Raw genomic sequence first — 9585 nt, 5'->3', positions numbered from 1 at the left:
CTCACTATCAATCTGTAGCTTATTCTCCGATTTCCTTTACATCTACAAGATGTTTAACTTTGAAAATCATACCACGCATTGCTACGTTATCTTGTTTTTCTACTGTTTGATGGATTTTGCGAAGGCCAAGGGCTTTCACCGTTTCCTTCTGGTCAGCCGGACGACCGATGAGGCTACGTTTTAGCGTGATTTGTAATGATTTCGCCATGTCCCTTTCCCTCCTTCTATCCTAAAAGTTCTGCAACAGTTTTTCCGCGAAGTTTAGCTACGTCTTCAGCAGTTTTCAGACGGCTAAGACCTTCAAGAGTAGCGCTAACCATGTTGATTGGGTTGTTAGAACCCAAAGATTTACTCAACACGTCACCTACACCTGCAAGTTCAAGTACCGCACGAACTGGGCCACCCGCGATAACTCCTGTACCTTCAGAAGCTGGCTTGATCAATACGCGGCCAGAACCGAAATGGCACAAAACTTCGTGAGGGATGGTAGTTCCTTTTAAAGGTACGCGAATCATGTTTTTCTTCGCGTCATCAATTGCTTTACGAATTGCGTCCGGTACTTCTTGGGCTTTACCCATACCAGAGCCAACATGGCCGTTCTTATCGCCTACTACTACTAGTGCGCTAAAGCTGAAGCGACGACCACCCTTAACCACTTTCGCTACGCGGTTAACAGCGACGACTCTTTCTTCTAGCTCTAATTTGCTAGCGTCGATACGCATTCTTTTCCCTCCTTGTATCTTATTGTCTCCTAGAATTGCAGACCAGCTTCACGTGCTGCATCAGCTAGTGCTTTAACACGTCCATGGTACAAGTAACCACCACGGTCAAAGACGATTTCAGTGAGACCTTTTTCTTGAGCGCGTGCTGCGATCAGGTTACCAACAGCAGTTGCTGCTTCAATATTAGAACCGTTATTTAAGTTAAGCTCTTTATCAAGTGAAGATGCAGCTGCAAGAGTTGTACCTGCTACATCATCGATTAACTGAGCATAGATATGCTTAGAAGAACGGAAAACATTCAAACGTGGACGAGCAGCAGAACCCATTACACGCTTACGAATACGCAGTTGACGTTTTTTCCGTGCTTTGTTTTTATCGTTTTTCGTAAACATTAAGCGGCCTCCTTTCTGATGAAACTATGCGGCTTATTTACCTTTTTTACCTTCTTTACGACGAACAACTTCATCGCTGTAACGAATACCTTTACCTTTGTAAGGCTCAGGTTTACGTAGAGAACGGATTTCAGCAGCCACTTGGCCTACACGCTCTTTATCAATACCTTTAACAACAAGTGTTGTTTGGTTAGTTAATTCTAATTCGATTCCTTTTTCAGGAGTTACCTCAACTGGGTGAGAGAAACCTAAAGAAAGAGTTACACCGTTAGCAGACTTAGCTCCACGATATCCTACACCTACTAGTTCAAGTGTACGAGTGAAACCTTCAGATACACCTACAACCATGTTCGATACCAAGGCACGAGTAGTACCATGTAGAGAACGATGAAGTTTATTGTCAGACGGACGCTCAACGATTACTTCAGATTCAGAAATGTTGATTTTGATGTCCGGATGAAAGTTACGAACGAGAGTACCCTTAGGGCCTTTTACTGTCAACTCTGTACCGTTCAGAGTTAAAGTAACGCCTGCAGGAACCGTAATCGGTTTTTTACCGACACGTGACATGACTTGCACCTCCTGTGCGTAAATCTAAGATTACCAAATATAAGCTAGTACTTCTCCACCAACATGTGCTTGACGAGCTTGTTTGTCAGTCATAACACCTTTGGAAGTAGAGATCAAAGCGACACCTAGTCCGCCTAATACACGAGGAATTTCATTGTTGTTAGCATAAACACGGTGTCCTGGCTTACTGATACGTTTTAGGCCAGTGATTACACGTTCGTTGTTAACCCCGTATTTAAGGAACAAACGGATGATTCCTTGCTTGTTGTCTTCAATAAATTCCGCATCACGGATAAAGCCCTCTTCTTTCAAAATGCGAGCAATTTCCTTCTTCAGGTTAGATGCAGGAATTTCAACTTTCTCGTGACGAACCATGTTCGCATTGCGGACGCGAGTTAGCATATCAGCAACTGGATCAGTCATTACCATGAGAGAAAAACCTCCTTCCCGTCTATATTACCAGCTGGCTTTCTTTACACCTGGAATTTGGCCTTTGTAAGCCAATTCACGGAAGCAAATACGGCACAGTTTAAATTTGCGAAGCACAGAGTGCGGACGACCGCAACGTTCGCAACGAGTATACGCACGAACTTTGAACTTAGGATCACGCTGTTGCTTCACGATCATAGATTTCTTTGCCACAATTGTCCCTCCTTACGATAGGGTTTATTTACGGAATGGCATACCCATCTGAGTTAGAAGTTCACGAGCTTCTTCGTCAGTTTTCGCAGATGTTACCACTACGATGTCCATACCGCGAACCTTATCAATTTTATCGTATTCGATCTCTGGAAAAATCAATTGCTCTTTAAGACCAAGAGTATAGTTTCCACGACCGTCAAAAGCTTTGGATGAAATACCACGGAAGTCACGAACACGTGGTAGAGATACGTTCATCAATTTATCGAGGAATTGGTACATACGCTCACCACGAAGTGTTACCTTCGCACCGATTGGCATACCTTCACGCAATTTGAAACCAGCGATAGATTTCTTCGCACGAGTAACAATTGGTTTTTGACCAGCGATTAATTGCAAATCTTCAATGGCTGTATCGATAGCTTTTGCGTTAGCAACTGCTTCACCAACACCAATGTTGATTACGATTTTCTCTACTTTAGGAACTTGCATGACAGTTTTGTAATTAAACTTAGTCATCAAGCTAGGAACGATTTCCTGCAAGTACTTTTCTTTCAATCTTGCTGCCATTTAAGACAACCTCCTTTCCGACCTGACTACTTATCGATTACTTCGCCAGATTTTTTCGCAACCCGAACTTTTTTACCGTTCTCTAATACTTTGTAACCTACGCGGGTAGGTTTTCCTGTTTTAGGGTCAATTAGAGAGACATTAGAAACGTGAATGGCAGCTTCTTGTGTTACGATTCCGCCTTGAGGATTCGCTTGAGAAGGACGAGCATGCTTCTTCACAAGATTAATACCTTCTACCAACACACGGTCTTTTTTAGGTAAAGCAGCCAATACTTGACCTTTTTTACCTTTGTCTTTGCCCGCAGTAACGATAACCATATCGCCTTTTTTTACGTGCATCGCTGGGTGCACCTCCTATCGAACAAAATACAAATTTGTTACGTTAATTTAGATAACCTCAGGAGCCAGAGAGATGATCTTCATGAAGTCTTTTTCACGAAGCTCACGAGCAACCGGTCCAAAGATACGAGTACCACGTGGAGAGTTATCATCTTTGATAACTACAGCTGCATTCTGGTCGAAGCGGATGTAAGAACCATCGTTACGACGTACGCCACTAACGGTACGAACGATAACAGCCTTAACTACTTGACCTTTCTTGACAACTCCTCCGGGTGTAGCAGCTTTGACAGAGCAAACGATAATGTCGCCTACGTTAGCAGTCTTGCGGCCAGATCCACCAAGAACCTTAATGCACATTAATTCTTTAGCACCAGAGTTGTCAGCAACTGCTAGTCTGGATTGAGTTTGGATCATTCTGAGTCACTCCCTTCGGATGTGATGTTTTATCCGAGTCTATCATATAGTAAGCTATCTTATACAATGACAGCTTCTTGTACTACTTTTACAAGACGGAATCTCTTGTCCTTAGAAAGCGGACGAGTTTCCATAATTTCTACGATATCACCGATTTTAGCTGTATTGTTTTCATCGTGTGCTTTGAACTTTTTAGAGTACTTCACACGCTTACCATACAACGTATGTTTTTTGTAGGTTTCAACCAGAACAACAACGGTTTTATCCATTTTGTCTGATACTACACGACCTACCAGCGTTCTACGCAAATTGCGTTGTGCGGTCATCGTTGGAACCTCCTTCCTTATATTAGCCGATTCCTAATTCACGTTGGCGTAGGATAGTTTTCGCGCATGCGATATCCTTACGCACTTGCTTAATACGAGCCGTGTTTTCCAATTGGCCAGTAGCTAATTGAAAACGAAGGTTGAACAATTCTTCTTTCAAAAAAGAAACGTTTTGTTCGATCTCGGCAGTGGTTAGATTGCGGTATTCATTAGCCTTCATGTGCGTCACCACCCACTTCTTCGCGCTTAACAAACTTACACTTAACAGGTAGTTTGTGCATAGCAAGACGCATAGCTTCACGCGCTACTTCTTCAGATACACCAGCAAGTTCAAACATAACTTTACCTGGTTTAACTACAGCAACCCATTTTTCAACGGAACCTTTACCAGAACCCATGCGGACTTCTAGAGGTTTTTGTGTAATCGGTCTGTCTGGGAAAACTTTAATCCAAACTTTACCGCCACGACGGATATAACGTGTCATCGCAATACGTGCTGCCTCGATTTGACGATTCGTTACCCAAGCTGGTTCAAGAGCTTGGAGGCCATATTCACCGAAAGCAACAGTTGTACCGCCTTTAGCGTTACCGGACAACTTCGGACGATGTTGTTTACGATGCTTCACGCGTTTAGGCATCAACATGTTTACTTGCCTCCTTCCACTCGTGCAACGTTCTTCTTAGTTGGAAGAACTTCACCACGGTAGATCCATACTTTTACACCGATGCGGCCATAAGTAGTGTGAGCTTCAGCTGTACCATAGTCGATGTCAGCACGCAATGTATGAAGAGGTACAGTACCTTCGCTGTAACCTTCAGAACGAGCGATATCAGCTCCACCTAGACGACCACTAACAAGTGTTTTGATACCTTTCGCACCTGCACGCAAAGAACGAGTGATTGTTTGCTTTTGTGCACGACGGAAAGAAATACGGTTTTCTAATTGACGAGCAATGTTTTCAGCTACTAGAGTAGCGTCAAGATCAGGTTTCTTGATCTCGTTGATATTGATGTGTACACGCTTGCTAGTAAGTTGGGAAAGAGCTTTACGAAGTGTTTCAACTTCAGAGCCACCTTTACCGATAACCATACCAGGCTTAGCAGTGTGAATTGTTACGTTTACGCGGTTTGCAGCGCGTTCGATTTCAACTGTAGATACAGCAGCGTCTTTAAGACGACCTTTGATGTATTTACGAATGTGAAGGTCTTCATGCAACAAAGTTGCGAAGTCCTTATCAGCATACCATCTGGATTCCCAGTCACGAATTACGCCAACTCGCAGACCGACCGGACTTACCTTTTGTCCCACTCAATTTCCCTCCTTATTTTTCGTTTAGTACCACTGTGATGTGGCTAGTGCGCTTATGAATACGGCTAGCACGACCCATTGCACGTGGGCGGAATCGTTTCAAGGTAGGACCTTGATCTACGAAAATTTGACTCACAACAAGATTCTCAACGTCCATGTTGTGGTTATGCTCAGCATTAGCAATCGCAGAGTTTAAAAGCTTCTCTACTACTGGAGAACCTGCTTTAGGAGTGTGTTTCAAAATACCTAGAGCTTCTCCAATTTTCTTGCCTCTGATTAGATCGATAACTAGACGCACTTTACGAGGCGCGATTCGAATATTACGAGCAACTGCTTTAGATTCCATGATTGTACCTCCCCTCTATGAAGAGAATAATTAGCGCTTCTTGGATTTTTTGTCGTTGTCGACGTGACCCCTGAAGGTACGAGTAGGTGCGAATTCACCTAATTTGTGTCCGACCATATCTTCAGTCACGTATACAGGAACATGTTTACGACCATCGTATACAGCGAATGTATGACCGATAAAATCAGGGAAGATAGTAGAACGGCGAGACCAAGTTTTGACAACTTTCTTCTCGTTTTTCTCGTTCAAAGCATCAACCTTTTTCATCAAGTGGTCGTCCACGAAAGGACCTTTCTTCAAGCTACGACCCATAGTTCAGAAACCTCCCTTCGCCAAAGGCGTTCGGTTTATTGTATTATCCGATCTTACTTCTTACGGCGACGGATAATGTATTTATCGTTCTTGTTTTTCTTCTTACGAGTCTTAAGACCCAATGCAGGTTTACCCCAAGGAGTAACTGGTGCTTTACGACCGATAGGAGCGCGACCTTCACCACCACCGTGTGGGTGATCGTTAGGGTTCATTACGCTACCGCGAACAGTAGGACGTACGCCCAACCAACGTTTACGACCAGCTTTACCGATGTTGATCAATTCGTGATCCAAGTTACCAACTTGACCGATAGTAGCACGGCATACGTTGTGGATACGACGAGTTTCACCAGAACCTAGACGCACGATTACGAATTCTCCATCGCGACCTAGCAATTGAGCAGAAGTACCAGCTGCACGAACCAACTGAGCACCTTTACCTGGTTTCAACTCGATGTTGTGGATTGTTGTACCAACAGGAATGTTTACAAGTGGTAAGCAGTTACCTGTTTTGATGTCTGCATCTGCGCCGGATACAATCTCATCTCCAACTTTCAAACCATGTGGAGCGATGATGTAACGCTTTTCACCATCAACGTAGTTAATTAACGCGATGTTTGCAGAACGGTTTGGATCGTATTCGATAGTAGCTACGCGACCTACGATACCATCTTTGTTACGTTTGAAATCGATAACACGATATTTACGCTTATGGCCGCCACCTTGATGACGAACAGTAATCTTACCTTGATTATTACGTCCAGCTTTTTTGTTAAGCGGTTGTAGAAGAGATTTCTCCGGAGTGGAGGTTGTGATCTCTTCGAAGGTAGAAACCGTCATATGGCGACGACTCGGAGAAGTCGGTTTAAACTTCTTGATACCCATTCCTTATTCCCTCCTTATAGAAAGTCGTCGAGCTTAAATACCTTCGTAGAATTCTAGCTCTTTGCTATCAGCAGTCAATTTAACGATTGCTTTTTTCCACTCAGAAGTGTATCCAGCATATTTACCATAGCGCTTAGGTTTTGCAGCAACGCGAATTGTGTTAACTGCTTCAACTTTTACGCCGAAAACTTTCTCAATAGCTTGTTTGATTTCCGTTTTGTTGGCTTTCATAGGTACTTCGAAAACGTACTTCTTGTCAGCCATCATATCGGTGGTGCGCTCAGTAATGATAGGGCGCTTGATAACATCGTGAAGGCTCTTCATTATGCGAGCACCTCCTCTACTTTAGCAATCGCTTCTTTAGTTACGATTACTTTATCATGAGCAACTAGGTCAAGAACGTTAACGCCAACAGCATCAATGCACTTAGCACCTGGGATGTTGCGAGAAGAAAGAGCAACGTTTTGATCATAATCTGCTGTTACGATAAGAACTTTACGATCAACTTTCAAGTTAGAAAGAATACCAGCAAATTCCTTAGTTTTAGGAGCAGACATAGTCAATGAATCTAGTACCAACAATTCATTGTTTTGTACTTTTGTAGATAGAGCGGATTTAAGAGCCAAACGACGAACTTTACGGTTTAGCTTATATCCATATTTGCGAGGTGTAGGTCCGAATACTACGCCGCCGCCTTTCCATTGAGGAGAGCGAATAGATCCTTGGCGTGCACGACCAGTACCTTTTTGACGCCATGGTTTGCGTCCACCACCACGTACTTCAGAACGATTTTTAACATCGTGAGTACCTTGGCGTTGAGAAGCTTGTTGCATAACGATTGCATCAAACAGTACAGCGTTGTTTGGTTCGATACCGAATACAGCTTCAGCCAATTCGATGTCGCCTACTTGCGCACCTGTTTGGTTATAAAGAGCTACTTTTGGCATGTCAGTTCCTCCTTTCCTTATTTCTTGACAGCCGTACGCACGACTACGTAGCTGTTTTTAGGTCCAGGTATGGAACCTTTAACAAGAATCAAGTTACGGTCTGTATCAACTTTAACAACCTCAAGATTTTGGATTGTTACTTTTTCGCCACCCATTTGACCAGGCAATTTCATACCTTTGAACACACGGTTAGCTGCGATAGAACCCATGGAACCTGGTCCACGATGGTAACGAGAACCGTGAGCCATTGGACCACGAGCGTGGTTGTGGCGTTTGATAGAACCTGCAAAACCTTTACCTTTTGTCTCGCCGGACACGTCTACAAACTCTCCTGCGGCAAAAATATCGGCTTTAAGTTCTTGACCTACCTCATAATCAGCGAGGTTAATTCCGTTGATTTCACGGATGAAGCGCTTAGGTGCAGTGTTAGCTTTAGCTGCATGCCCTTTTTCAGGTTTGTTCGTACGATTTTCTTTCTTATCGTCGAAACCGATCTGAATTGCCTCATATCCATCAGTCGCTTGATCCTTCTTTTGAAGAACCACGCAAGGACCTGCTTGGATTACAGTTACAGCAGTCGCTGTACCATTTTCAGCGAAAACTTGAGTCATTCCAAGTTTTTTTCCTAAGATTCCTTTGGTCATTTGTGCCACCTCCTACATTAACATTTTCATAAAATGACCTTTGTTGTATCAAGTCCCTACTGACGAGCAGGGGAGCTATATGGTGAATCCTTTAACTTCCGTACTCATCAAGACAACGCTAGCTAGCGTGTCGCACTCTAGGTAGAGATTAAAGCTTAATCTCAATATCAACACCAGATGGTAGATCCAAACGCATTAGTGCATCAACCGTTTGTGGTGTTGGATTCAAGATATCAATTAGACGCTTATGCGTACGCATTTCGAATTGCTCACGAGAATCTTTATACTTATGAACCGCACGAAGAATTGTGTACACAGCTTTCTCAGTAGGAAGCGGAATCGGACCAGATACATTTGCACCGGAACGTTTCGCAGTTTCTACGATTTTTTCTGCTGATTGATCTAGAATCTTATGATCATATGCTTTCAATCGGATACGAATCTTTTGTTTTGCCATTGTAGTCCCTCCTTTTTCGCCCATATTATAACGGACATTTCTCCGCGAAAATATCCTGCACCCCAGCAATGGCAAAGGAGCCGGGTGTGTCAGCAACCTCCCGCATCATCGCAAGTCCATGACCAACATTCACTATTTTACTAAAGAAATATAGGCATTGCAAGTTTTTTTTGTAATTCCTATGAATTTCTAATCAAACAAGTATAATAGAGTTATGCGAGCTACGACTTTTGCTATTATACAATAGAAAGGAGCCTTCATGTGATTGAAAAGTCTGGAAGCCTTTATGACCAAATTGGAGGAGCTCCCACCCTTAAGAAACTAGTAAATCACTTCTATGATTTGGTTGCCAAGCATGAAGACTTAATTCCTATTTTTCCATCTGATCTTACAGAAGTAAAAGCAAAGCAATATTTGTTTCTAACTCAATTTCTTGGTGGACCTTCTCTCTATTCTGAAAAACATGGGCATCCCATGCTTCGAGCGCGTCATCTGCCTTTTAAAATTACTCCAAAACGGGCAGGAGCTTGGCTTCATTGTATGGAACAAGCTCTAGATCATACTGAGATTGAGGAACCGATGAAATCTCAGATTTTTGAACGACTTACTTTGACAGCACACCACATGATTAATCATTGGAATCAACAAGAAGGAACGCCTTCCTAGGCGTCCCTTCTATATAATATTAGTTTTTCACACTTGGAACTTC

General features: G+C 43.0%; 21 protein-coding genes. 1 reads left to right on the top strand and 20 read right to left on the bottom strand.

Annotated elements, in window-relative coordinates:
- Positions 1 to 19: 19 nt before the first annotated feature.
- From rpmD to rpsJ, 20 genes are all read right to left on the bottom strand, one after another.
- Entirely contained in the window at positions 20 to 208 is a 189-nt protein-coding gene (rpmD, locus tag QZ995_RS20315) for a 50S ribosomal protein L30 (protein WP_003345160.1), read from the bottom strand.
- A 16-nt stretch (positions 209 to 224) separates the two neighbouring features.
- The gene (gene rpsE, locus QZ995_RS20310) at positions 225 to 722 is read right to left on the bottom strand and encodes a 30S ribosomal protein S5 (RefSeq protein WP_003333777.1); all 498 of its coding nucleotides are present in this window, start codon (positions 720 to 722) and stop codon (positions 225 to 227) included.
- 29 nt (positions 723 to 751) lie between these two features.
- Positions 752 to 1114, bottom strand: a complete 363-nt coding sequence (gene rplR, locus QZ995_RS20305) for a 50S ribosomal protein L18 (RefSeq protein ID WP_031413212.1) — start codon at positions 1112 to 1114, stop codon at positions 752 to 754.
- A gap of 33 nt (positions 1115 to 1147) precedes the next feature.
- Complete coding sequence (rplF, locus tag QZ995_RS20300; protein ID WP_301810566.1) at positions 1148 to 1684, bottom strand: 50S ribosomal protein L6; 537 nt, start codon at positions 1682 to 1684, stop codon at positions 1148 to 1150.
- A 30-nt stretch (positions 1685 to 1714) separates the two neighbouring features.
- Positions 1715 to 2113, bottom strand: a complete 399-nt coding sequence (gene rpsH / locus QZ995_RS20295; protein WP_301810563.1) for a 30S ribosomal protein S8 — start codon at positions 2111 to 2113, stop codon at positions 1715 to 1717.
- Between the two features lie 27 nt (positions 2114 to 2140).
- Positions 2141 to 2326, bottom strand: a complete 186-nt coding sequence (locus tag QZ995_RS20290; protein ID WP_003333781.1) for a type Z 30S ribosomal protein S14 — start codon at positions 2324 to 2326, stop codon at positions 2141 to 2143.
- A 24-nt stretch (positions 2327 to 2350) separates the two neighbouring features.
- Positions 2351 to 2893, bottom strand: a complete 543-nt coding sequence (rplE, locus tag QZ995_RS20285; RefSeq protein WP_301810559.1) for a 50S ribosomal protein L5 — start codon at positions 2891 to 2893, stop codon at positions 2351 to 2353.
- A gap of 26 nt (positions 2894 to 2919) precedes the next feature.
- On the bottom strand, positions 2920 to 3234 hold the full coding sequence (gene rplX, locus QZ995_RS20280; protein ID WP_003333783.1) for a 50S ribosomal protein L24: 315 nt from the start codon (positions 3232 to 3234) through the stop codon (positions 2920 to 2922).
- Between the two features lie 48 nt (positions 3235 to 3282).
- A complete protein-coding gene (rplN, locus tag QZ995_RS20275) occupies positions 3283 to 3651 on the bottom strand; it encodes a 50S ribosomal protein L14 (protein ID WP_003333784.1) in 369 nt (122 codons plus the stop codon).
- A 59-nt stretch (positions 3652 to 3710) separates the two neighbouring features.
- Complete coding sequence (rpsQ, locus tag QZ995_RS20270; protein WP_003333785.1) at positions 3711 to 3977, bottom strand: 30S ribosomal protein S17; 267 nt, start codon at positions 3975 to 3977, stop codon at positions 3711 to 3713.
- A 22-nt stretch (positions 3978 to 3999) separates the two neighbouring features.
- Positions 4000 to 4197 (bottom strand): 50S ribosomal protein L29, encoded by a 198-nt coding sequence (gene rpmC, locus QZ995_RS20265; RefSeq protein ID WP_301810553.1) that lies wholly within the window; start codon positions 4195 to 4197, stop codon positions 4000 to 4002.
- Complete coding sequence (gene rplP / locus QZ995_RS20260; RefSeq protein WP_018673893.1) at positions 4187 to 4621, bottom strand: 50S ribosomal protein L16; 435 nt, start codon at positions 4619 to 4621, stop codon at positions 4187 to 4189. Before rplP ends, rpmC begins: the two co-directional genes overlap by 11 nt.
- 2 nt (positions 4622 to 4623) lie before the next feature.
- Positions 4624 to 5286, bottom strand: a complete 663-nt coding sequence (rpsC, locus tag QZ995_RS20255; protein WP_003333788.1) for a 30S ribosomal protein S3 — start codon at positions 5284 to 5286, stop codon at positions 4624 to 4626.
- A gap of 13 nt (positions 5287 to 5299) precedes the next feature.
- Positions 5300 to 5632, bottom strand: a complete 333-nt coding sequence (gene rplV / locus QZ995_RS20250; protein ID WP_003345155.1) for a 50S ribosomal protein L22 — start codon at positions 5630 to 5632, stop codon at positions 5300 to 5302.
- Positions 5633 to 5662: 30 nt separating this feature from the next.
- Positions 5663 to 5944 carry a 30S ribosomal protein S19 gene (gene rpsS / locus QZ995_RS20245; RefSeq protein ID WP_003333791.1) on the bottom strand — a complete coding sequence of 94 codons (282 nt, stop codon included), beginning with the start codon at positions 5942 to 5944 and terminating at the stop codon, positions 5663 to 5665.
- Between the two features lie 53 nt (positions 5945 to 5997).
- On the bottom strand, positions 5998 to 6828 hold the full coding sequence (rplB, locus tag QZ995_RS20240; RefSeq protein WP_003333792.1) for a 50S ribosomal protein L2: 831 nt from the start codon (positions 6826 to 6828) through the stop codon (positions 5998 to 6000).
- Positions 6829 to 6861: 33 nt separating this feature from the next.
- The gene (gene rplW / locus QZ995_RS20235; RefSeq protein WP_003333793.1) at positions 6862 to 7152 is read right to left on the bottom strand and encodes a 50S ribosomal protein L23; all 291 of its coding nucleotides are present in this window, start codon (positions 7150 to 7152) and stop codon (positions 6862 to 6864) included.
- A complete protein-coding gene (gene rplD / locus QZ995_RS20230) occupies positions 7152 to 7775 on the bottom strand; it encodes a 50S ribosomal protein L4 (protein WP_301810548.1) in 624 nt (207 codons plus the stop codon). The genes rplW and rplD overlap by 1 nt, the downstream gene beginning before the upstream one ends.
- A 17-nt stretch (positions 7776 to 7792) precedes the next feature.
- Positions 7793 to 8419: a 50S ribosomal protein L3 gene (rplC, locus tag QZ995_RS20225; protein ID WP_301810547.1), complete on the bottom strand. Its 627-nt coding sequence runs from the start codon at positions 8417 to 8419 to the stop codon at positions 7793 to 7795.
- A gap of 148 nt (positions 8420 to 8567) precedes the next feature.
- Positions 8568 to 8876, bottom strand: coding sequence for a 30S ribosomal protein S10 (gene rpsJ / locus QZ995_RS20220; RefSeq protein ID WP_003333796.1), 309 nt, complete (start codon positions 8874 to 8876; stop codon positions 8568 to 8570).
- 261 nt (positions 8877 to 9137) lie between these two features.
- Here rpsJ and QZ995_RS20215 point away from each other — a divergent pair, with 261 nt between their 5' ends.
- A complete protein-coding gene (locus tag QZ995_RS20215; RefSeq protein ID WP_301810531.1) occupies positions 9138 to 9542 on the top strand; it encodes a globin in 405 nt (134 codons plus the stop codon).
- The last annotated feature ends 43 nt before the right edge of the window (positions 9543 to 9585 follow it).

The organism is Brevibacillus laterosporus (assembly GCF_030489605.1).
Classification (GTDB): Bacteria; Bacillota; Bacilli; order Brevibacillales; family Brevibacillaceae; genus Brevibacillus_B; species Brevibacillus_B laterosporus_E.
The sequence above is the reverse complement of the archived record's forward strand: the minus strand, read 5'-3'. Positions and strand labels throughout refer to the sequence as shown.

What these genes read in the sequence shown, in the direction of transcription:
- rplV (WP_003345155.1), bottom strand. Translation starts at nt 5,632, where the DNA reads ATGGAATCTAAAGCAGTTGCTCGTAATATTCGAATCGCGCCTCGTAAA.
- rpsJ (WP_003333796.1), bottom strand. Translation starts at nt 8,876, where the DNA reads ATGGCAAAACAAAAGATTCGTATCCGATTGAAAGCATATGATCATAAG.
- rpsS (WP_003333791.1), bottom strand. Translation starts at nt 5,944, where the DNA reads ATGGGTCGTAGCTTGAAGAAAGGTCCTTTCGTGGACGACCACTTGATG.
- rplN (WP_003333784.1), bottom strand. Translation starts at nt 3,651, where the DNA reads ATGATCCAAACTCAATCCAGACTAGCAGTTGCTGACAACTCTGGTGCT.
- rplF (WP_301810566.1), bottom strand. Translation starts at nt 1,684, where the DNA reads ATGTCACGTGTCGGTAAAAAACCGATTACGGTTCCTGCAGGCGTTACT.
- rplW (WP_003333793.1), bottom strand. Translation starts at nt 7,152, where the DNA reads ATGAAGAGCCTTCACGATGTTATCAAGCGCCCTATCATTACTGAGCGC.
- rpsQ (WP_003333785.1), bottom strand. Translation starts at nt 3,977, where the DNA reads ATGACCGCACAACGCAATTTGCGTAGAACGCTGGTAGGTCGTGTAGTA.
- rpmC (WP_301810553.1), bottom strand. Translation starts at nt 4,197, where the DNA reads ATGAAGGCTAATGAATACCGCAATCTAACCACTGCCGAGATCGAACAA.
- rplX (WP_003333783.1), bottom strand. Translation starts at nt 3,234, where the DNA reads ATGCACGTAAAAAAAGGCGATATGGTTATCGTTACTGCGGGCAAAGAC.
- rpsE (WP_003333777.1), bottom strand. Translation starts at nt 722, where the DNA reads ATGCGTATCGACGCTAGCAAATTAGAGCTAGAAGAAAGAGTCGTCGCT.
- rplR (WP_031413212.1), bottom strand. Translation starts at nt 1,114, where the DNA reads ATGTTTACGAAAAACGATAAAAACAAAGCACGGAAAAAACGTCAACTG.
- rplB (WP_003333792.1), bottom strand. Translation starts at nt 6,828, where the DNA reads ATGGGTATCAAGAAGTTTAAACCGACTTCTCCGAGTCGTCGCCATATG.
- rpsH (WP_301810563.1), bottom strand. Translation starts at nt 2,113, where the DNA reads ATGGTAATGACTGATCCAGTTGCTGATATGCTAACTCGCGTCCGCAAT.
- rpmD (WP_003345160.1), bottom strand. Translation starts at nt 208, where the DNA reads ATGGCGAAATCATTACAAATCACGCTAAAACGTAGCCTCATCGGTCGT.
- rplC (WP_301810547.1), bottom strand. Translation starts at nt 8,419, where the DNA reads ATGACCAAAGGAATCTTAGGAAAAAAACTTGGAATGACTCAAGTTTTC.
- rplE (WP_301810559.1), bottom strand. Translation starts at nt 2,893, where the DNA reads ATGGCAGCAAGATTGAAAGAAAAGTACTTGCAGGAAATCGTTCCTAGC.
- rplD (WP_301810548.1), bottom strand. Translation starts at nt 7,775, where the DNA reads ATGCCAAAAGTAGCTCTTTATAACCAAACAGGTGCGCAAGTAGGCGAC.
- rplP (WP_018673893.1), bottom strand. Translation starts at nt 4,621, where the DNA reads ATGTTGATGCCTAAACGCGTGAAGCATCGTAAACAACATCGTCCGAAG.